This window comes from Bacillus sp. MUM 13, assembly GCF_001866725.1.
Classification (GTDB): Bacteria; Bacillota; Bacilli; order Bacillales; family DSM-1321; genus Peribacillus.
In genome coordinates this window covers 22833-48097 of record NZ_MLYQ01000033.1, presented here as the reverse complement: position 1 = coordinate 48097, position 25265 = coordinate 22833, and the positions used below count along the sequence as shown (strand labels likewise).

Below are 25265 nucleotides of genomic sequence, written 5' to 3'. Positions count from 1 at the left end.
CAAAATGACTAGCGAAGTTCGAGTACGTTATGCACCAAGCCCGACTGGGCACCTGCACATTGGTAATGCGCGTACTGCTTTATTTAATTACCTGTTTGCAAGACACCAAGGCGGAAAATTCATCATCCGCATTGAAGATACAGATCAAAAACGCAACATTGAAGGCGGAGAAGAAAGCCAGCTGAAGTACTTGGATTGGCTGGGCATGGACTGGGATGAAGGTGTGGATGCCGGTGGAGAATACGGTCCTTACCGCCAGTCTGAAAGAAACGAAATTTATAGAGGTCTTTATACGAAGCTGCTCGATCAAGGGCTTGCCTATAAGTGCTACTGTACGGAGGAAGAAATTGAAGCGGAAAGGGAAGAACAGGTTGCACGCAACGAAACACCGAAGTATTCCGGAAAATGCCGCCACCTCACTGATGAAGACCGGGCAAAATTAGAAGCTGAAGGAAGAAAACCGAGCATTCGTTTTGCTGTTCCTGCGGGCAAGGTTTACACATTCAATGATATGGTGAAGGATGAGGTTTCTTTTGAGTCTGATGGCATTGGTGACTTTGTTATTGTAAAAAAAGACGGAATCCCAACTTATAATTTCGCGGTAGCTGCAGATGATCATTTGATGGAAATTTCCCACGTGCTGCGCGGGGATGACCATATCTCGAATACACCGAAACAGCTGATGATTTATGAAGCATTTGGCTGGGAACCTCCTGTTTTTGGCCATATGACGTTAATCGTAAATGAAAGCAGAAAAAAACTAAGCAAGCGGGATGAATCAATCATTCAGTTTATCGAGCAATATGAAGATTTAGGTTATCTGCCCGAAGCCCTCTTCAACTTTATCGCCTTACTTGGGTGGTCTCCGAGCGGGGAAGAAGAAATCTTCACAAAAGAGGAATTCATCGAGAAATTCGAGGCAGAACGCCTGTCCAAGTCACCTGCTCTTTTTGATCAGCAAAAGCTGGCATGGATGAATAACCAGTATGTGAAAGAGATTTCTGCAGAAAGAGCCATGGAGATATCGCTTCCTCACTTAATTAAAGCAGGCAGGGTATCTGCTGATTTGAGTGAACAGGAAACTGAATGGGTGAAGGACTTAGTTTCACTGTATCAGGAGCAAATGAGCTGCGGAGCAGAAATTGTGCCGCTTTCCGGTCTGTTCTTTAAAGACACCATTGACTTTGAAGAAGAAGCAAAGGAAGTTCTTGCTGAGGAACAAGTTCCTGAAGTGATGAAAGCATTTCTTGAGGAAGTTAACTCAATTGAGGACTTTACTGCTGAGGCCGTTAAAAAGGCGATTAAAAATGTGCAAAAAAGCACAGGCCATAAAGGGAAGAAGCTATTTATGCCGATCCGTTCCGCTGTTACCGGCCAGACCCATGGCCCCGACCTGCCTAAGGCAATCGCTCTTTTAGGCAAAGAAAAAATTAAACAGCGTCTAGAAAGCATTTTAAGTTAACAATTTGGCGAAAATATAATATAGTAATAAATAAAATCTTATACGATAAAAGCGCCGATAGGGAGAAGTAAGTAAACAAAGCTTATTAGAGAGAACCACAGCCTGCTGAAAGTGGTTTAAGCCTCTTGTTTCTGAAATGCACCCTTGAGTTCTTTGCTGAACATATTGCAGTAGGCAAAGACGGTATTTCCTCCGTTAAAGGATATAAGTTGGGGATGATCTGTTTTTGCACATGATGGCAAAAATACTATGACATTTCAAACAGAGTGGAACCGCGCTTGAAAAGCGTCTCTGTCATTATGGCAGAGGCGCTTTTTTGTTTTCTGAAAAATAGAAGAGAAATAAACAGGGCAAAAAAGATGGAGAGTCAGGAGGAAACACGGTGTTTAAAGTTTTTAAAGAAGACTTAGATGTGGTCTTTGACCAGGACCCTGCAGCACGCAGCTATTTAGAAGTCATATTGACTTATGCAGGCCTCCATGCCATTTGGAGCCACCGGCTTGCACATGCTTTGTTTAAAAGAAAGCTTTACTTTCTGGCGCGGATAATTTCACAAATCAGCCGATTTTTCACAGGAATTGAAATTCATCCAGGCGCAAAGATTGGAAAACGTTTTTTCATTGACCATGGAATGGGAGTAGTCATTGGGGAAACCTGTGAGATTGGCAATAATGTTTCTGTGTTTCAAGGGGTAACGCTGGGTGGTACAGGAAAAGAAAAAGGCAAGCGCCACCCCACTATCAGGGATAATGTGTTAATCGCAACAGGAGCAAAGGTTCTAGGATCCATTATCATAGGAGAAAACTCAAAAATCGGGGCAGGTTCCGTCGTACTGAAAGAAGTACCGCCAAACTCGACAGTTGTAGGCATTCCGGGGAAAGTGGTTAAAAGAGACGGGATGAAAATCAATAAAGACCTTAATCATTCAGATCTGCCTGATCCGACTGGAGACAGATTTAAAGATCTGGAAAGACAAATACATGAATTAAAAGCTGAATTAAAGCTTTGGCAGGAAAAAGGAGCAATCAAAAATGGCGATTAAAATTTATAATACCGTCACTAGGAAAAAAGAGGATTTTAAACCGTTAGAAGAAGGAAAAGTAAAAATGTATGTATGCGGTCCTACCGTATATAATTATATCCATATAGGAAATGCAAGGCCAGCTATCGTATTTGATACAGTAAGAAGGCATCTTTCCTACCGCGGCTATGATGTTCAGTTTGTTTCTAATTTCACGGATGTAGACGATAAACTGATCCGGACAGCCAAAGAGCTTGGAGAGGATGTTCCGGCTATTTCGGAAAGATTTATTAATGCCTATTTTGAGGACGTATCAGCACTCGGATGCAAAAGAGCGGATGCGCACCCCACCGTCATGGAAAATATGGACAGCATCATCGATTTCATTGCCGCATTAATTGACAAAGGCTATGCATATGAATCTGAAGGAGATGTCTATTACAGGACACGGAAATTTGAAGGATATGGCAAGCTGTCACATCAATCCATTGATGAACTGCGCGTTGGAGCAAGGATTGAAGTAGGCGAAAAGAAGCAAGATGCACTTGACTTTGCACTTTGGAAAGCAGCCAAAGAAGGTGAGATCTCCTGGAAAAGTCCATGGGGCATGGGACGCCCGGGATGGCATATCGAATGCTCGGCAATGGTGCGGAAATACCTTGGGGACACTATTGATATCCATGCTGGCGGACAGGATTTGGCATTCCCGCATCATGAGAACGAAATTGCCCAGTCGGAAGCCATGACAGGGAAGACATTTGCGAATTATTGGATGCATAACGGTTATATAAATATTGATAATGAAAAAATGTCTAAATCGCTTGGCAATTTTGTGCTTGTGCATGATATTATCAAAAAACATGACCCGAATGTACTCAGATTTTTCATGCTTTCCGTTCATTATCGCCATCCGATTAATTATAGCGAAGAATTATTGGAAAATATGAATGCGGCAATGGATCGCTTAAAGACCTCTTACCAGAATCTGAAGCATCGATTGAATTCAAGTGACGGGTTAACGGCAAATAACGAAGAATGGCTCCAGAATATTTCAGAGTTTCATGAACAATTCCTGAAAGAAATGGATGATGATTTCAATACAGCCAATGCTATTTCTGTTCTTTTTGAGCTTTCTAAACAGGCTAATTACTACTTGATGGAAAAAAACACGGATAAAAAGGTGATTGAGGCATTCATCAGCGAATTTGAAACCTTATTCGGTATTTTAGGACTGACCCTAGAGGAAGAAGCCTTATTGGATGAAGAGATCGAAGCGCTGATTCAGCAAAGAATACAGGCACGAAAAGACCGCAATTTTAAACTTTCTGATGAAATCAGGGACCGATTGAAGGATATGGATATCATTCTTGAAGATACACCACAGGGGACAAGATGGAAAAGAGGGTAAGCATGCTTCACTATGACAATAAAATTGATGAAAAGACACTGAATAGTCTAGCCCTTGCTTATATGGGTGATGCTGTATATGAAACGTATATCCGGCATCACCTTATTCAAAAGGGAGCGGTAAAGCCCAATTTGCTGCATAGAGAAGCTACTTCCTTTGTATCTGCCAAAGCCCAAAGTAAAATTATTCATTTTTTCATCGAAACACAAAGGCTGACAGATGAAGAAACGGCAGTCGTGCGGAGAGGGAGAAATGCAAAGTCCGGTACCGTTCCAAAAAATACGGATGTCCAAACATACCGATATGGAACAGCCTTTGAAGCATTGATGGGCTTCTTATATTTATCCGGGCAAAACGAAAGACTGGAAGAGCTTGTTTTAGCCGCCATTACTTATATTGAAGACGAAAAAGGGAGATGAACCTATGAGCGAAGAATACATCATTGGAAAAAACCCCGTTTTGGAAGCTCTCCGTTCCGAACGGGATATTAATAAAATTTGGATCGCAGAAGGATCTCAAAAAGGGCAAATGCAGCAAATTTTTTCTCTGGCGAAGGAAAATGGCGTTCTTGTGCAAATAGTGCCAAAGAAAAAGATTGACCAATTGGCAGAAGGAAATCACCAGGGGGTCGCCGCCCTGGTGGCAGCTTATGAATATTCAGAGGTGGATGATTTGTTCGCCGTTGCCCAAGAGCGGAATGAAGCACCTTTTTTCATTCTCCTGGATGAAATTGAAGACCCGCATAATCTTGGCTCCATCATGCGTACGGCTGATGCTGCGGGAGCACATGGGATCATTATTCCAAAGCGCAGGGCAGTAGGTCTGACTGCGACGGTTGCCAAAGCGTCAACAGGCGCAATAGAGTACATCCCTGTGGCCCGTGTGACAAATATGGCAAGAACCATCGACGAATTGAAGGAGCGGGCTGTCTGGATTGTCGGAACAGATGCTAAGGGAAGCGATGACTACCGGAGCATGGACGGAAAAATGGCGATTGGCCTTGTCATTGGGAGTGAAGGAAAGGGTATGGGCAGGCTTGTCAGGGATAAATGTGATTTCCTGATTAATTTGCCGATGGCCGGCAGAGTCACCTCTTTAAATGCTTCTGTAGCAGCAAGCCTGCTGATGTATGAAGTGTATCGAAAAAGAAATCCTCTAGGGGAATAGAACATGAATATTCTGTTGGTAGACGGTTATAACATCATTGGAGCCTGGCCGGAACTAAGAGAATTAAAAGACAAAGATCTTGCGGCAGCCAGGGACCGGCTGATTGAGCAAATGGCTGAATACCAAGCATTTACTGGCGATCGGGTAATCATCATCTTTGATGCGCAATTCGTCCAGGGAATTGCCAGAAAGTATAATAATTATAAGGTGGAAGTCATTTTTACCCGAGAAAATGAAACGGCAGACGAGCGGATTGAAAAAATGGCCATCGACTTAAATAATGTGAAGACCCAGGTTCATGTAGCTACTTCTGATTACACGGAACAATGGGTTATTTTCGGACAAGGTGCTCTAAGGAAGTCAGCCCGCGAGTTATTAATTGAAGTAACACAGATACATGCCGATATTGAAAAAAGCGTGAAAAAGACAGTGAAAATAAAACCAGCCACAAAAATCCAGCTTTCGGAAGAAGTTGCAGAAATATTCGAAAAATGGAGGCGGGGACAGCTGTAGGCTGTTGACGTACAAAATTTCCCTACTGTATAATATTGCTAACTACGGTGTACGGTCAGGGGGGGCAAATGTGGGTGTCAATTTCTCAATGAGGCATGATGAAAAGTATCTGCAATTTGATGATGATGTACTTATAGACCTGGTACATAAAGGCGACAGCGAAGCCTTGGATTTTTTAATCCATAAGTACAGAAACTTTGTCAGGGCCAAAGCAAGAACTTATTTTCTAATCGGTGCTGACAAGGAAGATATCGTTCAGGAAGGCATGATCGGCCTGTATAAAGCAATCCGTGACTTTAAAGGGGACAAGCTCTCATCTTTTAAAGCCTTTGCTGAACTTTGCATTACAAGGCAGATAATCACAGCAATCAAGACAGCCACACGACAAAAGCATATCCCGCTGAACTCCTATATTTCTCTGGATAAGCCGATTTATGATGAAGAATCTGACCGGACACTCATGGATGTGATTTCAGGGACAAAAGCCCTGGATCCTGAAGAGCTGATCATCAGCCAGGAAGAATTCGATGACATTGAATTAAAGATGGCTGAATTGCTCAGTGATCTCGAAAGAAAAGTATTGTCTCTTTATTTGGATGGACAATCCTATCAGGAGATTTCTGAAGAACTGAATCGGCACGTTAAGTCTATTGATAATGCGCTCCAGCGTGTGAAGCGGAAGCTGGAACGCTATTTGGAGGTAAGGGAAGTTACACTTTAGCTCCCCCTTTTACTATTGTGCAAGACAGATAGAACATGATTGGGCAGGTGTAAAGCCTGCCTTTTCTCATTTTTTTTGATTATTGACAATAAAAGACAGCCGTGATAAGGTTTTATGGACATAAAGATAGGACAGGTGTATGTTATGAGAAAAAAAATCATCCTGGCTTGTACCGATTGCGGTTCCAGGAATTACAGCTCTGAAAGCAATAAAGAGTCTGGCACTGAACGGCTTGAGGTCAAGAAATATTGCAGTACATGCAATGCCCATACAGTCCACAAGGAAACAAAATAAACAGTTTAAATAGATTTGAAAAAAGCTATCCCTATTTGTTGGAGGTACATTCATGAATCGCTTAACTGAGTTTTTCCGCGGAGTAGGCCGCGAGATGAGAAAAGTAAGCTGGCCTAAACGAAAAGAGCTTGCAAGATATACAGTCGTTGTTGTAACAACTGTAGCTGTAATGGCTGTGTTTTTTACAGTTGTGGATTTAGGGATTTCTAAATTAATTCGCTTTGTTCTTGAATAAGAGATTTAAAAATAAGGTATAATAGTGATAGAATAATAAGTGTCAGAAGAAAAGCCCGGAAACGGGTTTTTTAATTTGTCTTTTTTTATTTATAATAATAACGCTATTTATTGTTCGTATGTCAGTTTGTTCACGCGGCTGCCGCCTGGCATAAGGCAGTGTTCCGGAAAAACGGATCCGCCGCCCGGGACTGGAGCAAATTGGGAAGGCACGGATATAACCTTTTAAATCCTTTTGTCCCGCGAACAGGCTGCAGCACTTGTGTCAGACTAATAAATAATGGCATGTATTGCCTTGCGAAAATAGAAATTAACACGGGGAGGGATGGACGAAAAGTCCAAATGAATGGAAAAGAACTGGTATGTTGTGCACACTTATTCAGGATATGAAAATAAAGTAAAAGCAAATCTTGAAAAACGTGTAGAAACAATGGGTATGGAAGATAAGATATTCCGGGTAGTTGTACCGGAAGAGGAAGAAACAGAAATCAAAGACGGCAAAAAGAAGGTAATGAAAAAGAAAGTGTTTCCGGGCTATGTGCTTGTAGAGATTATCATGACTGATGATTCATGGTATGTTGTGCGAAACACACCGGGAGTTACAGGATTTGTTGGCTCATCTGGAGCGGGATCCAAGCCGACCCCATTATTGCCTGAAGAAATTGAAGTTGTTCTGAAGCGCATGGGAGTAGATGAAAAACGAATTGAAGTTGACTTCGAAATCGGTGAAACCGTACAGGTGAAAGAAGGTCCGTTTGCGAACTTTACCGGATTGATCGAAGAGCTTGATAAAGATAAAAGCAAAGTCAAGGTGCTCGTCAACATGTTTGGCCGGGATACACCAGTTGAACTTGATTTTAACCAGGTGGAAAAATTATAATTTGAAATAACTTGAAATCACTTTTGGAAAGTGGTAAAATTTCATAGGTCAGTATGTTTCATATGAGACCTTAACGATCTAAACATTCTTTATTCACAATATAAAGAATTACGATGAGTGGGAGGGTAAATACCCTATTACCACATCACGGACTTATAAGGAGGTGTGTCTCGTGGCTAAAAAAGTAATTAAAATGGTTAAATTGCAAATTCCTGCTGGTAAAGCTAATCCGGCTCCACCGGTTGGTCCTGCATTGGGTCAAGCTGGTGTTAATATCATGGGATTCTGTAAGGAGTTTAATGCTCGTACAGCAGACCAAGCTGGTCTTATCATCCCTGTAGAGATCACAGTATTTGAAGACCGTTCATTTACATTTATTACAAAAACTCCGCCGGCTGCAGTATTGCTTAAAAAAGCGGCTGGAATTGAGTCTGGTTCTGGTGAACCTAACCGTAACAAAGTTGCTACAGTCAAGCGTGATAAAGTACGTGAGATTGCTGAAACTAAAATGCCTGATCTAAACGCAGCAAATGTTGAATCTGCTATGCGTATGGTTGAAGGTACAGCACGCAGCATGGGTATTGTCATCGAAGACTAATCCATGTAAAAGCTATTGGTTTCTACGAGGTTGCGATTGATACTCGCAACCTTTATTCGTGGGAGGTCATTCCGTTAAAACCACAATTTAGGAGGATTTATATCATGGCAAAAAAAGGTAAACAATATCTTGAAGCAGCTAAACTAGTTGACAGTTCAAAAGCTTACTCAGCGGCTGAAGCTGTTGAATTAGCTAAAAAAGTTAGTTTTTCAAAATTCGATGCAACAGTTGAAGTGGCTTTCCGTTTAGGCGTAGACCCTAAGAAAGCAGATCAGCAAATCCGTGGAGCAGTAGTGCTTCCTAACGGAACTGGTAAAACTCAGCGTGTATTGGTTTTTGCAAAAGGCGAAAAAGCTAAAGAAGCAGAAGCTGCCGGAGCTGACTTCGTAGGCGATACAGACTACATCGCTAAAATCCAGCAAGGATGGTTTGACTTCGATGTAATCGTAGCTACTCCTGATATGATGGGTGAAGTTGGTAAACTTGGACGTGTTTTAGGACCTAAAGGCTTAATGCCAAACCCTAAAACAGGAACAGTTACATTTGATGTTACTAAAGCTGTTAACGAAATCAAAGCTGGTAAAGTAGAATACCGCGTTGATAAAGCTGGTAATATCCACGCTCCAATCGGTAAAGTTTCTTTCGAAGACAGCAAATTGGTTGAAAACTTTACAACAATCTATGATACATTGATGAAAGTTAAGCCTGCAGCTGCAAAAGGAACTTACATGAAGAATGTTTCTATAACAACTACAATGGGCCCTGGCGTGAAGGTCGATCCTTCTTCTTTCACAGCAGTAAAAAATTAATTTGACAATCCAAAACGATTATTGATATAATACGTTTTGTGTTAATAAATGAATATCATTTGTACCGAAGACAGCAGGGGCTTCTGGCTTAATATCCTGCCTAGGTAATTCGATAAATATAGTTTTAGGACTATGACTTTTGAAATTACTGCCTTCATGTCTGCTTGATATGAAGGCTTTTTCTTTAAACGGTATAAATGTTTTCAAGCAAATCAATAGGAGGTGTAAGGATGAGCAGCGTTATCGAACAAAAGAAACAAATCGTTGAAGAGATTGCTGATAAATTTAAAGCAAGCCAATCAACTGTTGTAGTTGACTACCGCGGACTGACTGTTAGTGAAGTTACTGAACTTCGTAAACAGCTTCGTGATGCAGGCGTTGAGTTCAAGGTTTACAAAAACTCAATGACTCGCCGTGCAGTTGAAGCAGCTGAACTTACTGGTTTGAACGAATCTCTTACAGGACCAAATGCAATTGCGTTCTCTAGTGAAGATGTTATTGCGCCAGCGAAAATCCTTAACGATTTCGCGAAAAAACATGAAGCATTAGAAATCAAAGCTGGAGTTATCGAAGGAAATGTTGCATCTGCTGAAGAAATTAAAGCACTTGCAGATCTTCCATCACGTGAAGGCTTGCTGTCTATGCTACTAAGCGTGCTTCAAGCACCTATCCGCAATCTTGCTCTTGCAGCAAAAGCTGTTGCAGAACAAAAAGAAGAGCAAGGCGCGTAAGCTAATAGCCGAACCGGCTGATGTTAAAAAAACAACCATTTTAGGAGGAACTATACAATGACTAAAGATCAAATCATTGAAGCAGTTAAAAACATGACTGTTTTAGAATTAAATGACCTTGTAAAAGCAATCGAAGAAGAATTTGGCGTAACTGCTGCTGCTCCTGTAGCAATGGGCGGCGGAGCTGCTGCTGGCGGTGCTGCTGAAGAACAAACTGAATTTGATGTTATCCTTGCTAGCGCTGGAGATCAAAAAATCAAAGTTATCAAAGCTGTTCGCGAAATCACAGGTCTTGGACTTAAAGAAGCGAAAGAACTTGTTGACAACACACCTAAAGCTATCAAAGAAGGCGTGTCTAAAGAAGAAGCAGAAGAAGTTAAAGGTAAACTTGAAGAAGTTGGAGCAAACGTTGAAGTTAAGTAATGTTGCTTGATAAAAAAGCTCGCTTATATTAGCGGGCTTTTTTTCGCTTCATTTCTTGTTTTCTCCATGTCTGTACGGCTGATTAGATATTGCGGCCGTTTGAATAACTGGATTCTTGAGGCGGTGCCAACAGGGAATTCTCTTGTTAAATAAAGAATCCGCGCCTCCGTTTCTTGAAAAATCTTCTCTCATATTTTCTTCAATTATTCCTTTCCGATAGGAGGAGATGACTCTGTCAGACCACTACTATTCACAAAATCCGGATGTGGAAAGCAATCCGAAATTTTGGGATTATACATTAAGAGGACGTAAACTCCGTTTTAAAAGTGATAATGGCGTATTCTCTAAAAATGATATTGATTTTGGTTCGCGCCTTCTTATTGAAACTTTTCAATTTGATAGCGAACTGAAAGGGGATATCCTGGATGTTGGCTGCGGATACGGTCCTATTGGGCTATCGATTGCAGCTTCTTTTCCGGAAAGAACCGTAGAAATGGTAGATATCAATAACCGTGCTTTAGAACTTGCTAAAGATAACGCAAAAGCCAACGGAATAAGCAATGTGAAAATCTATGAAAGTGACAGGCTGGAAAACGTGCAATCCTCCCAGTTTGCTGCTATAATAACAAATCCCCCTATAAGGGCAGGAAAAAAGGTTGTTCATGAGATTTTCGAGGAAAGTTTTAAGAAATTAGTGACTGGCGGCGAATTACGGGTTGTCATTCAAAAAAAGCAGGGTGCGCCATCAGCAATGGATAAAATGGAGCAGCTTTTTGGTAATGCAGAGATAGCAGAAAAGAAAAAGGGCTATTGGATACTTGTATCTAAAAAAGTTTGACTCTGTTTTTTGGCTATGTTAGTATTATATAATGCATATATATAATTCCTTAACTATGCAATTTTTGTACCATTTTTAGTATAAAATATGCATAATGTGGAAAAAATATATAAATAATAGTTCGTTTTATGAGTAATAGTGGTTTTTTTCAAACAAAAACCATTTTCTTTTTGTCTTTTGGAATTTAACAAGTCCAAGAGATGATTAGATCCTTATAATGCTTGATTTAAGGGGTGAATCTGTTGACAGGTCAACTTGTTCAGTATGGACGACACCGCCAGCGCAGAAGCTATGCTAGAATTAGCGAGGTTTTGGAATTACCAAATCTTATTGAAATTCAAACAGCTTCTTATCAATGGTTTTTAGACGAAGGTCTTAGGGAAATGTTTCAGGATATTTCTCCGATTGAAGATTTTACAGGTAATTTATCACTTGAGTTTATTGATTATAGCCTGGGTGACCCGAAATACTCTGTAGAAGAAACAAAAGAGCGGGATGTTACATACTCTGCTCCTCTTCGTGTAAAGGTACGTCTTGTAAATAAAGAAACAGGGGAAGTAAAAGACCAGGATGTTTTCATGGGCGATTTCCCTCTTATGTCTGAAACCGGCACATTTATTATAAACGGTGCTGAGCGTGTTATCGTATCACAGCTTGTGCGTTCTCCAAGTGTATATTACAACGGTAAAATGGACAAAAACGGCAAGCACGGTTACAGCGCAACTGTCATTCCTAACCGCGGTGCTTGGCTGGAGTACGAAACAGATGCCAAAGATGTAGTTTATGTAAGGATTGACCGCACCAGAAAGCTGCCTATCACGGTATTGCTTCGTGCGCTTGGTTTTGGTACAGATCAGGAAATCATTGATTTAATCGGTGATAATGAATATATCCGCAACACGCTTGAAAAAGACAATACTGAAAGTGTTGAAAAAGCGCTGCTCGAAATTTATGAGCGTCTGCGTCCGGGTGAACCGCCTACTGTAGAAAACGCCAAGAGTCTTTTGGTGTCCAGATTCTTTGATCCTAAACGATATGATCTGGCTAACGTAGGGCGTTATAAGATAAATAAAAAGCTTCATATTAAAAACCGCTTGTTTGGCCAGCGCATCGCTGAAACGTTAATTGATCCTGAAACAGGTGAAATTGTCGTTGAAAAAGGCACATTGCTCGATCGCCGTAATCTGGATAAAATCCTGCCAAATATCGAAGCGGGAATCGGTTTTAAAACCTATCATCCAACAGGCGGGGTAGTAGAAGAGGAAACTCTTCTTCAGCCTATTAAAATATATGCTCCAAATGATGCTGAAGGAGAAAAAGTAATTAATGTCATCGGCAATGCTTATGTATCCGATCAGGTGAAGAACATTACACCTGCTGATATTATTTCTTCTATCAGTTATTTCTTCAACCTGCTGCACCAGGTCGGAATTACGGATGATATTGACCATTTGGGAAATCGCCGTCTCCGTTCTGTCGGTGAATTGCTTCAGAACCAATTCCGCATCGGCTTATCCCGTATGGAGCGTGTTGTCCGCGAGAGAATGTCGATTCAGGATACGAACACAATTACACCACAGCAGCTTATCAATATTCGTCCTGTCATTGCTTCTATTAAAGAGTTCTTCGGAAGCTCTCAATTATCGCAATTCATGGACCAGACGAATCCTTTGGCAGAATTGACTCATAAACGCCGTCTTTCTGCATTGGGACCAGGCGGGTTAACACGTGAGCGTGCCGGCTTTGAAGTACGTGACGTTCACTACTCCCACTATGGCCGCATGTGTCCGATTGAGACACCAGAGGGCCCGAATATCGGTCTAATTAACTCTCTTTCCAGTTATGCAAAGGTGAACCCTTATGGATTTATTGAAACTCCATATCGCCGTGTAGATCCGGAAACAGGAAAAATCACTAACCGCATCGACTATTTGACAGCTGATGAAGAAGATAACTATGTTGTAGCACAGGCAAATGTCCGTCTTTCTGATGATGGTTCATTTGTTGATGAAGATGTTGTAGCCCGTTTCAGGGGAGAAAACACTGTAGTTCCGCGTGATCGCGTTGACTACATGGATGTATCCCCTAAACAGGTTGTATCTGCTGCGACAGCATGTATTCCTTTCCTTGAAAATGATGACTCCAACCGTGCGCTTATGGGAGCGAACATGCAGCGTCAAGCAGTTCCTTTAATGCAGCCGGAAGCTCCGCGTGTCGGAACCGGTATGGAATACGTTTCTGCAAAGGATTCTGGAGCTGCTGTAATATGCAAGCATCCAGGCATTGTAGAACATGTAGAGTCCCGTGAAGTATGGGTGCGCCGTGTGAGTGAGGTTGACGGACAGGAAGTTAAAGGAAACCTTGACAAATACCGCATGCTTAAATTTATCCGTTCCAATCAGGGAACGTGCTATAACCAGCGTCCGATTGTCAGTGTCGGCGACAAAGTGGTAAAAGGAGAAATCCTTGCTGATGGCCCTTCAATGGAAAAAGGAGAGCTGGCACTTGGCCGTAATGTTCTCGTTGCCTTCATGACATGGGATGGCTATAACTATGAAGATGCCATCATTATGAGTGAACGCCTTGTAAAAGACGATGTTTATACATCTATCCATATTGAAGAATATGAGTCAGAGTCACGTGATACCAAGCTTGGACCTGAAGAAATCACCCGTGATATTCCAAACGTCGGTGAAGACGCATTGCGCAACCTTGACGAGCGCGGAATCATACGTGTGGGTGCAGAAGTAAAAGACGGCGACCTCCTAGTAGGTAAAGTAACTCCTAAAGGGGTGACGGAACTTACGGCTGAAGAACGTCTATTGCATGCAATCTTTGGTGAAAAAGCACGTGAAGTCCGTGATACATCACTTCGGGTTCCGCATGGCGGCGGCGGTATCGTACTGGATGTAAAAGTATTCAACCGTGAAGACGGAGATGAGCTTCCTCCAGGCGTAAACCAGCTGGCACGTGTGTACATCGTTCAGAAACGTAAAATTCACGAAGGCGATAAAATGGCCGGACGACACGGAAACAAAGGTGTTATCTCCCGTATACTGCCTGAAGAAGATATGCCTTACATGCCTGATGGCACACCGGTTGATATCATGTTGAATCCTCTTGGTGTTCCGTCCCGTATGAATATCGGCCAGGTACTTGAGCTTCACCTTGGAATGGCAGCACGTGCACTTAATATTCACGTAGCTTCACCAGTATTTGACGGAGCGCGTGAGGAAGATGTATGGTCTACAATTGAAGAAGCTGGAATGGCGAGAGATGCCAAGACTGTTCTTTATGATGGACGTTCTGGTGAACCGTTTGATAACCGTGTTTCTGTAGGCGTCATGTATATGATTAAGCTTGCCCACATGGTAGACGATAAGCTTCATGCCCGTTCAACTGGACCTTACTCACTTGTTACGCAGCAGCCTCTTGGCGGTAAAGCGCAATTTGGCGGACAGCGTTTTGGAGAAATGGAAGTTTGGGCTCTTGAAGCATACGGTGCTGCTTATACTCTTCAAGAAATCCTTACCGTTAAATCTGATGACGTGGTTGGACGTGTTAAGACTTATGAAGCCATCGTCAAGGGTGAAAACGTTCCTGAACCTGGAGTGCCTGAATCATTCAAAGTATTGATAAAAGAACTCCAAAGTCTAGGATTGGATGTCAAGATCATGAATGCAGAAGACCGTGAAATTGAAATGCGTGATTTAGAAGATGAAGATGATCCTAACCAATCGGATACTTTGTCCATTGAAGGCGAAGATAAAGATATGGTTGCTTCTGAAGCAGGAGCTAAAAACGCAGGCAACAACTAATTAATGATATGAACTGACGGGCAGTTACTGGTATCCCTGCATTTTGCCGGGGCACCGGCTGCCTGTTGGAGCATTTAATTTAAATACTGTCTGACAGGATAATAGCAATCTTGTCTGATAGACACTCATCTAATATCTCGGCAGAGCTTGGCTATACAAGCAATAAGGGTAAAACCTGGATAACAAAAGGGAGGTAGGCCCCTTGCTAGACGTTAATAATTTTGAATATATGAAGATTGGTTTGGCTTCACCTGACAAGATTCGTTCTTGGTCACATGGTGAAGTAAAAAAACCTGAAACAATCAACTACCGTACATTAAAGCCAGAGAAAGACGGCTTGTTCTGCGAACGGATTTTTGGACCGCAAAAAGACTGGGAATGTCATTGCGGTAAATATAAGCGTGTACGTTATAAAGGTGTAGTTTGTGACCGATGCGGAGTTGAGGTTACTAGAGCAAAAGTGCGCCGTGAGCGTATGGGGCACATCGAGCTTGCTGCTCCTGTTTCACATATCTGGTACTTTAAAGGCATTCCTAGCCGAATGGGATTAGTCCTTGATATGTCTCCTCGTGCTTTAGAGGAAGTCATTTACTTTGCATCGTATGTTGTCACTGAAACAGGCGACACATCACTTGAAAAGAAACAGCTTCTTTCTGAGAAGGAATACCGCGCATACCGCGAAAAATACGGAAAAAAATTCCAGGCTGCAATGGGTGCCGAGGCTATTAAAAAGCTTCTTCAAGACATCGATACTGAAAAAGAGGTCGAATCTCTTAAAGAAGAGCTTAAAACCGCACAAGGACAGCGCAGAACGCGTGCTATTAAACGCCTTGAAGTCCTAGAAGCTTTCCGTAACTCCGGTAACGAGCCATCATGGATGATCCTTGATGTGCTTCCTGTCATTCCTCCAGAGCTTCGTCCGATGGTTCAATTGGATGGAGGGCGTTTCGCTACATCTGATCTAAATGACCTGTACCGCCGTGTAATTAACCGGAACAACCGTCTAAAAAGACTTTTGGATTTGGGCGCGCCTAGCATTATCGTACAAAATGAAAAGCGTATGCTTCAAGAAGCTGTAGATGCTTTAATTGATAATGGCCGCCGCGGACGTCCGGTTACAGGACCAGGAAACAGACCATTGAAATCCCTGTCACATATGCTGAAGGGTAAACAAGGACGTTTCCGTCAAAACCTTCTTGGTAAACGTGTTGACTATTCCGGCCGTTCCGTTATCGTAGTAGGCCCTAACCTGAAAATGTATCAATGCGGACTTCCTAAGGAAATGGCAATTGAATTATTCAAACCTTTCGTTATGAAGGAATTGGTACAAAAAGGCTTGGCACATAACATTAAATCTGCCAAACGCAAAATTGAGCGTTTATCTCCTGAGATCTGGGATGTACTAGAAGCTGTAATCAAGGAGCATCCGGTATTGCTGAACCGTGCACCAACGCTTCACAGACTGGGTATCCAGGCATTTGAACCTACACTTGTAGAAGGCCGGGCAATCCGTCTTCACCCTCTTGTATGTACCGCATACAATGCTGACTTTGACGGTGACCAAATGGCTGTTCACGTTCCTTTATCTGCAGAGGCACAGGCAGAAGCGCGCATGCTGATGCTGGCAGCTCAAAACATCTTGAATCCTAAGGACGGCAAACCTGTTGTTACTCCTTCACAGGATATGGTATTGGGCAACTATTACCTTACCCTTGAAAGAGAAGATGCAATTGGTGAAGGCATGGTCTTCAAGGATACAAGCGAAGCGCTGCTTGCTTATCAAAATGGCTATATTCATTTGCATTCCCGCTGTGCCGTACACGCTTCATCATTAAATAATGAGACGTTTACAGAAGAACAAAATAAGCAGCTTCTCATCACTACGGTTGGAAAGCTTGTCTTTAATGAAATTCTTCCTAAATCGTTCCCATACATTAATGAACCGACAAAATTAAACTTGGAAGTGAAAACTCCTGAGAAATATTTTGTTGAAAAAGGCGCAGACATTAAGGAAGTAATCAAGGCTCAGGAAATTATTGATCCTTTCAAGAAAAAGATACTTGGTAATATCATCGCGGAAGTATTTAAACGTTTCAAAATTACTGAAACATCTAAAATGCTTGACCGTATGAAAGACCTTGGATTTAAATATTCTACCAAAGCTGGAATTACGGTTGGTGTGGCTGATATCGTTGTATTAGGCGAAAAGCAGCAGATCATCGAAGAAGCACAGCAAAAAGTAGATAATGTTCTAAAACAGTTCAGACGCGGTCTAATCACCGAAGATGAGCGTTATGATCGTGTTATTTCAATTTGGAGCGCTGCCAAGGATACCATTCAGTCCAAACTGATGAATTCCCTTCACCGCCGCAACCCGATCTTCATGATGAGTGATTCCGGAGCGCGTGGTAACGCATCAAACTTCACTCAGCTTGCTGGTATGCGCGGATTGATGGCCAACCCGGCTGGACGAATTATTGAATTGCCGATTAAATCAAGTTTCCGTGAAGGCTTAACAGTTCTAGAGTACTTCATCTCCACCCATGGTGCGCGTAAAGGTCTTGCGGATACAGCCCTTAAAACGGCGGATTCAGGTTACCTTACACGCCGTCTAGTTGACGTGGCGCAAGATGTCATCGTCCGTGAAGATGACTGTGGTACAGATCGCGGATTGCTGATTTCTGCCCTGAAAGATGGAACAGAAGTTATCGAAAAACTTGAAGAACGTCTAATAGGCCGACATGCAAGGAAAGCGATCAAGCATCCGGAAACGAATGAAGTAATCGTACCTGAAAACGGCCTGATCACTGAAGATCTTGCTATCTATATCGAAGAAGTTGGCGTTGAACAAGTTTGGATCCGTTCTGCATTTACATGTAACACCAGTCATGGTGTATGTAAAAAATGTTACGGACGCAACCTGGCAACTGGCCAAGAGGTTGAAGTTGGAGAAGCAGTCGGAATCATTGCTGCTCAATCAATCGGTGAACCAGGAACACAGCTTACAATGCGTACGTTCCATACTGGCGGTGTTGCCGGTGATGATATCACTCAAGGTCTTCCTCGTATTCAAGAGATATTCGAAGCAAGGAATCCTAAAGGTCAAGCGATCATTTCTGAAATTGAGGGTACAATCGTATCAATTAATGAAATTCGCGATAAACAGCAGGAAATCGTTGTTCAAGGTGCAGTTGAATCCCGCACTTACACAGCGCCATATACAGCGCGCCTGAAAGTTACCGTGGATTCGCATATCGGACGCGGTCATGAATTAACTGAGGGTTCCATCGATCCTAAGGAACTCTTAAAAGTAACAGATGTATTATCTGTTCAAGAATACCTGCTTCGTGAAGTACAGAAGGTATACCGTATGCAGGGTGTTGAAATTGGCGACAAACATATCGAGGTAATGGTAAGACAGATGCTGCGCAAAGTAAGGGTCATTGATGCAGGAGATACAGATGTCCTTCCAGGAACCCTTTTGGATGTACACCAATTTACACAGGCGAATACAGCGGCACTTCTAACAGGTAAAATTCCTGCGACTGGCCGTCCTGTATTACTGGGTATTACGAAAGCATCACTTGAAACTGATTCATTCCTATCTGCAGCGTCCTTCCAGGAAACTACAAGAGTCTTGACTGATGCAGCAATCAAAGGCAAGCGTGATGAATTGCTTGGTCTTAAAGAGAATGTTATCATCGGTAAATTAGTACCGGCAGGAACAGGAATGCTGCGTTATAGAAAAGCACAGCCAGTATTCACAGAAACTGCAGACGAAGAAATAGTGCCTGCAGATTAAATAAAAACTGGTACATGGCAAATGATGATCATAAAGAGAAGCTTTTCTCTTTATGATCCATTCATTGCTTTTAGCTATTTTTATTAAAAGGAAATCTTTTGCTAGAGTTTTTTTTCTAAAAGAAAGTTGACAGTATACTAGTTGTAGTGATACTATAGCAAAGGTGCTCCTATAAAACCCTGTTACTTTGGAGGATATGAAACATGTCTTATGAAAAAGTGCTACAGGCAAAGTCAGTGGTTATAGGAACAAAACAAACAGTGAGAGCTCTTAAAAATAGTTTGATTCAGGAAGTTTTTATCGCTCAGGATGCTGACATATTCTTGACAGCCCGGGTTGCAGAAACAGCCAAAGAATTAAATGTTCCAATCACATACGTTGATTCGATGCGAATGCTGGGTAAGGCATGTGGTATAGATGTCGGAGCAGCAACTGTTGCCATTAAAAAGTAAAACTGTTTTTGCAGATATTTTTGCAAGAACTTTGTTTTTGCTCATTTATGAACCACCTGGATGTGTGGTACTAGAACGAAAAAGTGAAGGGAGGAAACAAAAATGCCTACTATTAATCAATTAGTGCGCAAAGGACGCGAGTCCAAGATCGAAAAATCAGATTCACCAGCACTAAACAAAGGCTACAACAGCTTTAAGAAAGCACAAACTAACGTATCATCTCCACAAAAGCGTGGTGTTTGTACTCGTGTTGGTACAATGACTCCAAAGAAACCAAACTCCGCGTTGCGTAAATATGCACGTGTACGTTTGACAAACGGTATCGAGGTAACAGCTTATATCCCAGGTATCGGACACAACCTGCAAGAACACAGCGTGGTACTTATCCGCGGCGGACGTGTAAAGGATTTACCGGGGGTACGTTACCACATCGTTCGTGGTGCGCTTGATACTGCTGGTGTAAACAACCGTATGCAAGGACGTTCTAAGTATGGAACAAAGCGTCCAAAAGCACCGAAAAAATAATTACAACTAAAAATATGAACTTTCTCGAAAGGAGGAAATGTAATGCCTCGTAAAGGACCAGTAACAAAAAGAGATGTATTGCCAGATCCGATTTATAATTCAAAGCTTGTAACTCGTTTAATCAACAAAATGATGGTTGATGGACAAAGAGGTAAATCACAAAAGATTCTTTACTCAGCACTTGACCTTATTAAGGAACGTACTGGTAATGAACCGATTGAAGTGTTTGATCAAGCACTAAAAAACATCATGCCTGTATTAGAAGTTAGAGCTCGCCGTGTGGGTGGTGCAAACTACCAAGTACCAGTTGAGGTACGCCCTGACCGCCGCTCTACTCTAGGACTTCGCTGGTTAGTAAACTACTCTCGCCTTCGTGGAGAAAAAACGATGGAAGAGCGTTTGGCTAACGAAATTATGGATGCTGCAAACAACACTGGAGCTTCTGTAAAGAAACGTGAAGATACACACAAAATGGCTGAAGCTAACAAAGCATTTGCTCACTACCGCTGGTAAGATCGGCTCTGCTTTTAAAAATACTCTAATACTAGGAAGGAGAAAGACCAAATGGCAAGAGAGTTCTCCTTAGCAAATACTCGTAATATCGGTATCATGGCTCACATCGATGCTGGTAAAACGACTACGACAGAACGTGTTCTTTATTATACAGGCCGTATCCACAAGATCGGTGAAACTCATGAAGGTGCATCTCAGATGGACTGGATGGAGCAGGAACAAGAACGCGGAATTACAATCACTTCTGCAGCAACAACTGCACAATGGAAAGGCCACCGTGTTAACATTATCGATACACCGGGACACGTAGACTTCACAGTTGAAGTTGAACGTTCCCTGCGTGTACTTGATGGTGCAGTAGCAGTACTTGATGCACAATCAGGTGTTGAGCCTCAAACTGAAACAGTTTGGCGCCAGGCTACTACTTACGGTGTACCGCGTATAGTATTTGTAAACAAGATGGACAAAATTGGTGCTGATTTCTTATATTCAGTTAAAACCATTCATGACCGTCTTCAAGCAAATGCACATCCTATCCAATTGCCAATCGGCGCTGAAGATGATTTCGAAGCAATCATTGACTTAATTGAAATGAAAGCTACTTTCTACAGCAACGATTTAGGCACTGATATTGAAGTGCGCGATATTCCTGAAGAGCATAAAGAACTTGCTGAAGAATACCGTGAAAAGCTAATTGAAGCAGTTGCAGAATTAGACGAAGACTTAATGGAAAAATACCTTGGCGGTGAAGAAATCACTAACGAAGAGCTTAAAGCAGGCATTCGTAAAGGTACTGTTAATGTTGAGTTTTTCCCTGTAATCTGTGGATCAGCATTTAAAAACAAAGGTGTTCAGCTTATGCTGGATAACGTTATCGACTTCCTTCCATCTCCATTAGATGTACCTGCTATCAAAGGTACTATCCCTGATACAGATGAAGAAGTGGAACGTCATTCAGACGATAACGAACCATTCTCAGCTCTAGCTTTCAAAGTTATGACTGACCCTTATGTTGGTAAACTGACATTCTTCCGCGTTTATTCCGGAACTTTGCAGTCTGGTTCTTATGTTATCAACTCTACTAAAGGAAAACGTGAGCGTATCGGACGTATCCTTCAAATGCATGCTAACAGTCGCCAAGAGATCTCTGAAGTACACGCAGGAGACATTGCAGCTGCAGTAGGCTTGAAAGATACTACTACTGGTGATACACTATGTGACGACAAGAATCTTGTTATTCTTGAGTCTATGGAGTTCCCTGAACCGGTTATCTCACTTTCTGTTGAGCCTAAGTCCAAAGCGGACCAAGACAAAATGTCTAACGCTCTTCAAAAGCTGCAAGAAGAAGATCCTACTTTCCGTGCACATACAGACCAGGAAACTGGACAAACCATCATTGCTGGTATGGGTGAGCTTCACCTTGACATCATTGTTGACCGTATGCGCCGTGAATTCAAAGTTGAAGCTAATGTTGGTGCACCACAGGTTGCATATCGTGAAACTTTCCGCGGCTCTGCGCAAGTCGAAGGTAAGTTTGTACGTCAATCAGGCGGACGCGGACAATTCGGACATGTATGGATTGAGTTTTCTCCAAATGAAGAAGGAAAAGGATTCGAATTCGAGAATGCTATCGTCGGTGGTGTTGTTCCTCGTGAATACATCCCTGCAGTTCAAGCGGGTCTAGAAGATTCCCTTGACAATGGTGTTCTTGCAGGATTCCCGCTTGTTGACATTAAAGCTAAATTATTTGATGGATCTTACCATGACGTTGACTCCAACGAAATGGCCTTCAAAATTGCAGCTTCAATGGCACTTAAAAATGCGGCTTCTAAATGTAAACCAGTTATTCTTGAGCCAATCATGAAAGTAGAAGTTGTCATTCCTGAAGAATACATGGGCGACATCATGGGAGATATTACTTCCAGACGCGGACGTGTAGAAGGTATGGAAGCACGCGGAAACACTCAAGCTGTCCGTGCAATGGTTCCACTATCTGAAATGTTCGGTTATGCAACATCTCTACGTTCTAACACTCAAGGACGCGGAACATTCTCTATGCACTTCGACCATTATGAAGAAGTACCAAAGAGCATTTCTGAAGAAATTATCAAAAAAAATAAAGGTGAATAATTGATTTTCGCCTTTTAATCAAGTATAACTACTTATATAAGCTATGAAAACGGGATTGCCCAGTTTTCATAGCCGTAATATACTTAAACTTTTATATAATTTAAGGAGGAATATCCTAATGGGAAAAGCTAAATACGATCGCTCAAAACCGCACGTTAATATCGGTACAATTGGTCACGTTGACCATGGTAAAACAACTTTAACAGCAGCTATCACTACTGTTCTTGCTAAAGCTGGTGGAGCTGAAGCACGTGGATACGATCAAATCGACGCAGCTCCAGAAGAAAGAGAGCGTGGTATCACAATCTCTACTGCACACGTTGAGTACGAAACTGAAACTCGCCACTATGCACACGTTGACTGCCCTGGACATGCTGACTATGTTAAGAACATGATCACTGGTGCAGCTCAAATGGACGGCGGTATCCTAGTTGTTTCTGCAGCTGATGGCCCAATGCCACAAACTCGTGAGCACATCCTTCTTTCTCGTCAAGTAGGTGTTCCTTACCTAGTAGTATTCATGAACAAATGCGACATGGTTGATGACGAAGAACTACTTGAACTAGTTGAAATGGAAATTCGTGATCTTCTTTCTGAATATGAATTCCCTGGCGATGATATCCCAGTAATCAAAGGTTCTGCTCTTAGAGCTCTTGAAGGCGATGCAGCATGGGAAGAAAAAATCGTTGAATTAATGTCAGCTGTTGATGAGTATATCCCAACTCCAACTCGTGATACTGAAAAACCATTCATGATGCCTGTTGAGGATGTTTTCTCAATCACTGGACGCGGAACAGTTGCTACTGGCCGTGTTGAGCGTGGACAAGTTAAAGTCGGCGATGTAATTGAAATCGTTGGTTTAGCTGAAGAAGCAAAATCTACAACTGTAACTGGTGTTGAAATGTTCCGTAAGCTTCTTGATTATGCAGAAGCTGGCGATAACATTGGTGCCCTTCTTCGTGGTGTTGCACGTGAAGACATCCAACGTGGACAAGTACTTGCTAAGCCGGGTACAATCAACCCACACACAAAGTTCAAAGCTGAAGTTTATGTTCTTTCAAAAGAAGAAGGCGGACGTCATACTCCTTTCTTCACAAACTACCGCCCACAGTTCTACTTCCGTACAACTGATGTAACTGGTATCTGCAACCTTCCTGAAGGCGTAGAAATGGTTATGCCTGGCGATAACATTGAAATGACTGTTGAACTTATTGCTTCTGTTGCTATCGAAGAAGGTACAAAGTTCTCTATCCGTGAGGGTGGACGTACTGTAGGTGCTGGAGTAGTAGCTACAATCCAAGAGTAATTTTAAACATTCCTATATCGAAGGGGACGCCTTTCACAAAAAGAGCAGATGGGACGCCATCTGCTCTTTTTGTTTTGTTCAAATATATTAAATAGGTTCGGCTAAAGAGAATTATTAATTCAATTGGAACGAATGTGCCAGACTGTTACTTTCTAATATAAGTGTTTATGTGCGTTGATCCTTGGGGAAGGCGCAATTCAAAATTCCTCAAAGTTTATCCTATTTAAAAAATCAGCTGGCATATACATAAAAACAATAATGATATTCACTTCGTGCAGTGTTAATGGCTCTTGTCTGTAAACATAGCATGCATATTTTTTAGATGCAGCCTTAATATTTTCTATATAATAGAAGCTAATGGACAAATCTAATTAAACGCAAAGATTTACTTGATAAAATGCATTAGCGTATGTATAATAGTAGAAGTGTGTTGCACATTGAATCGGTTAAAGTTTTTACTTGCTAATTCATAGTGCTTTATGTATAATAGACAATGTTGGTCTTTGACTGCGATGATATGGAAGGTTGCTGACACACCCGGCCGCTTTGCCATGGCGGGTGTGTGGGAAATTTCCATTGAGAAGGTCTATTTCTAAAATAGGCGAAAAGGAGGGAAAATAATGGCAAAACAAAAAATTCGTATTCGTTTGAAAGCATATGATCACAGAATTCTGGATCAATCTGCTGAGAAGATTGTAGAAACTGCAAAACGTTCTGGTGCGGCTGTATCTGGCCCGATTCCATTACCGACAGAAAGATCTGTATATACGATCCTTCGTGCGGTTCATAAGTACAAAGATTCTCGTGAACAATTCGAGATGCGTACACACAAACGTCTAATCGATATCGTTAATCCAACTCCGCAAACAGTTGATTCACTTATGCGTTTGGATTTACCATCCGGTGTTGACATTGAAATTAAACTTTAATATATAAAAACAATTAATATTCAGGAGGTGTGACTAATGACCAAAGGAATCTTAGGAAGAAAAATCGGTATGACGCAAGTATTTGCTGAAAACGGCGAGCTTATCCCTGTAACTGTTATTGAAGCAGCTAATAACGTTGTACTTCAAAAGAAAACAGTTGAAGTTGATGGCTATGAAGCTGTTCAGATCGGTTACGAAAATAAACGTGAAAAACTTTCCAACAAACCTGAACAAGGACACGTTGCGAAGGCAAACACGGCACCTAAGCGCTTCATTCGCGAATTCCGCGATACAAATCTCACTGATTATGAGATGGGTCAAGAAGTCAAAGTTGATATTTTCGCCGAAGGCGATGTAGTTGATGTTACAGGAATCTCAAAGGGTAAAGGTTTCCAGGGTGCTATTAAACGCCACGGACAATCACGCGGACCAATGGCTCACGGATCTCGTTACCACCGCCGCCCGGGTTCAATGGGTCCTGTTGCTCCAAACCGTGTATTCAAAGGTAAATTATTGCCTGGACGTATGGGTGGAGAACAAATCACTGTACAAAACCTAACTATCGTTAAAGTTGATCTTGAGCGCAACCTTCTATTAATCAAAGGTAATGTGCCTGGACCTAGAAAAGCTTTAATTAAAGTTAAAACTGCAGTTAAAGCTAAGTAATTTTTCGAGAAAGGAGGAGCATTAG

General features: G+C 41.9%; 24 protein-coding genes and 2 other annotated features. All 24 genes read left to right on the top strand.

Annotated features, from left to right (window positions below):
* Positions 1-4: 4 nt before the first annotated feature.
* On the top strand, positions 5-1462 hold the full coding sequence (gltX, locus tag BIV59_RS10390; RefSeq protein ID WP_071351413.1) for a glutamate--tRNA ligase: 1458 nt from the start codon (positions 5-7) through the stop codon (positions 1460-1462).
* A gap of 45 nt (positions 1463-1507) precedes the next feature.
* Positions 1508-1758 (top strand) — a binding site (T-box leader).
* 86 nt (positions 1759-1844) lie between these two features.
* Complete coding sequence (cysE, locus tag BIV59_RS10385; protein ID WP_071351412.1) at positions 1845-2504, top strand: serine O-acetyltransferase; 660 nt, start codon at positions 1845-1847, stop codon at positions 2502-2504.
* Positions 2494-3891: a cysteine--tRNA ligase gene (cysS, locus tag BIV59_RS10380; RefSeq protein ID WP_071351411.1), complete on the top strand. Its 1398-nt coding sequence runs from the start codon at positions 2494-2496 to the stop codon at positions 3889-3891. Before cysE ends, cysS begins: the two co-directional genes overlap by 11 nt.
* Before the next feature lie 2 nt (positions 3892-3893).
* On the top strand, positions 3894-4310 hold the full coding sequence (locus BIV59_RS10375; RefSeq protein WP_071351424.1) for a Mini-ribonuclease 3: 417 nt from the start codon (positions 3894-3896) through the stop codon (positions 4308-4310).
* A gap of 4 nt (positions 4311-4314) precedes the next feature.
* Positions 4315-5058 (top strand): 23S rRNA (guanosine(2251)-2'-O)-methyltransferase RlmB, encoded by a 744-nt coding sequence (rlmB, locus tag BIV59_RS10370; RefSeq protein ID WP_071351410.1) that lies wholly within the window; start codon positions 4315-4317, stop codon positions 5056-5058.
* A gap of 3 nt (positions 5059-5061) precedes the next feature.
* Positions 5062-5571: an NYN domain-containing protein gene (locus BIV59_RS10365; protein WP_071351409.1), complete on the top strand. Its 510-nt coding sequence runs from the start codon at positions 5062-5064 to the stop codon at positions 5569-5571.
* A gap of 88 nt (positions 5572-5659) precedes the next feature.
* Complete coding sequence (gene sigH / locus BIV59_RS10360; RefSeq protein ID WP_170846125.1) at positions 5660-6292, top strand: RNA polymerase sporulation sigma factor SigH; 633 nt, start codon at positions 5660-5662, stop codon at positions 6290-6292.
* Positions 6293-6436: 144 nt separating this feature from the next.
* A complete protein-coding gene (gene rpmG, locus BIV59_RS22780) occupies positions 6437-6586 on the top strand; it encodes a 50S ribosomal protein L33 (RefSeq protein ID WP_083392117.1) in 150 nt (49 codons plus the stop codon).
* Positions 6587-6638: 52 nt separating this feature from the next.
* A complete protein-coding gene (secE, locus tag BIV59_RS10350) occupies positions 6639-6821 on the top strand; it encodes a preprotein translocase subunit SecE (protein ID WP_071351406.1) in 183 nt (60 codons plus the stop codon).
* A gap of 345 nt (positions 6822-7166) precedes the next feature.
* On the top strand, positions 7167-7700 hold the full coding sequence (gene nusG, locus BIV59_RS10345) for a transcription termination/antitermination protein NusG (protein WP_071351405.1): 534 nt from the start codon (positions 7167-7169) through the stop codon (positions 7698-7700).
* 172 nt (positions 7701-7872) lie between these two features.
* A complete protein-coding gene (gene rplK / locus BIV59_RS10340; protein WP_029282857.1) occupies positions 7873-8298 on the top strand; it encodes a 50S ribosomal protein L11 in 426 nt (141 codons plus the stop codon).
* A 104-nt stretch (positions 8299-8402) separates the two neighbouring features.
* Complete coding sequence (gene rplA / locus BIV59_RS10335) at positions 8403-9107, top strand: 50S ribosomal protein L1 (RefSeq protein WP_071351404.1); 705 nt, start codon at positions 8403-8405, stop codon at positions 9105-9107.
* Positions 9108-9153: 46 nt separating this feature from the next.
* Positions 9154-9299, top strand: a sequence feature (ribosomal protein L10 leader region).
* A gap of 38 nt (positions 9300-9337) precedes the next feature.
* Complete coding sequence (gene rplJ / locus BIV59_RS10330) at positions 9338-9838, top strand: 50S ribosomal protein L10 (protein ID WP_071351403.1); 501 nt, start codon at positions 9338-9340, stop codon at positions 9836-9838.
* 57 nt (positions 9839-9895) lie between these two features.
* On the top strand, positions 9896-10261 hold the full coding sequence (gene rplL / locus BIV59_RS10325) for a 50S ribosomal protein L7/L12 (RefSeq protein ID WP_071351402.1): 366 nt from the start codon (positions 9896-9898) through the stop codon (positions 10259-10261).
* Between the two features lie 232 nt (positions 10262-10493).
* Complete coding sequence (locus BIV59_RS10320; protein WP_071351423.1) at positions 10494-11099, top strand: class I SAM-dependent methyltransferase; 606 nt, start codon at positions 10494-10496, stop codon at positions 11097-11099.
* A gap of 242 nt (positions 11100-11341) precedes the next feature.
* Positions 11342-14917, top strand: coding sequence for a DNA-directed RNA polymerase subunit beta (gene rpoB, locus BIV59_RS10315; RefSeq protein ID WP_071351401.1), 3576 nt, complete (start codon positions 11342-11344; stop codon positions 14915-14917).
* Positions 14918-15119: 202 nt separating this feature from the next.
* On the top strand, positions 15120-18719 hold the full coding sequence (gene rpoC, locus BIV59_RS10310; protein ID WP_071351400.1) for a DNA-directed RNA polymerase subunit beta': 3600 nt from the start codon (positions 15120-15122) through the stop codon (positions 18717-18719).
* A gap of 203 nt (positions 18720-18922) precedes the next feature.
* Entirely contained in the window at positions 18923-19171 is a 249-nt protein-coding gene (locus BIV59_RS10305) for a 50S ribosomal protein L7ae-like protein (RefSeq protein WP_071351399.1), read from the top strand.
* Between the two features lie 102 nt (positions 19172-19273).
* Entirely contained in the window at positions 19274-19696 is a 423-nt protein-coding gene (rpsL, locus tag BIV59_RS10300; RefSeq protein ID WP_071351398.1) for a 30S ribosomal protein S12, read from the top strand.
* Positions 19697-19738: 42 nt separating this feature from the next.
* On the top strand, positions 19739-20209 hold the full coding sequence (gene rpsG / locus BIV59_RS10295; RefSeq protein ID WP_071351397.1) for a 30S ribosomal protein S7: 471 nt from the start codon (positions 19739-19741) through the stop codon (positions 20207-20209).
* A 51-nt stretch (positions 20210-20260) separates the two neighbouring features.
* Positions 20261-22339, top strand: coding sequence for an elongation factor G (fusA, locus tag BIV59_RS10290; protein WP_071351396.1), 2079 nt, complete (start codon positions 20261-20263; stop codon positions 22337-22339).
* Positions 22340-22457: 118 nt separating this feature from the next.
* The gene (tuf, locus tag BIV59_RS10285; protein ID WP_071351395.1) at positions 22458-23645 is read left to right on the top strand and encodes an elongation factor Tu; all 1188 of its coding nucleotides are present in this window, start codon (positions 22458-22460) and stop codon (positions 23643-23645) included.
* Positions 23646-24265: 620 nt separating this feature from the next.
* On the top strand, positions 24266-24574 hold the full coding sequence (rpsJ, locus tag BIV59_RS10280) for a 30S ribosomal protein S10 (RefSeq protein WP_019244375.1): 309 nt from the start codon (positions 24266-24268) through the stop codon (positions 24572-24574).
* A gap of 36 nt (positions 24575-24610) precedes the next feature.
* Complete coding sequence (gene rplC / locus BIV59_RS10275) at positions 24611-25240, top strand: 50S ribosomal protein L3 (RefSeq protein ID WP_071351394.1); 630 nt, start codon at positions 24611-24613, stop codon at positions 25238-25240.
* Positions 25241-25265: the final 25 nt, after the last annotated feature.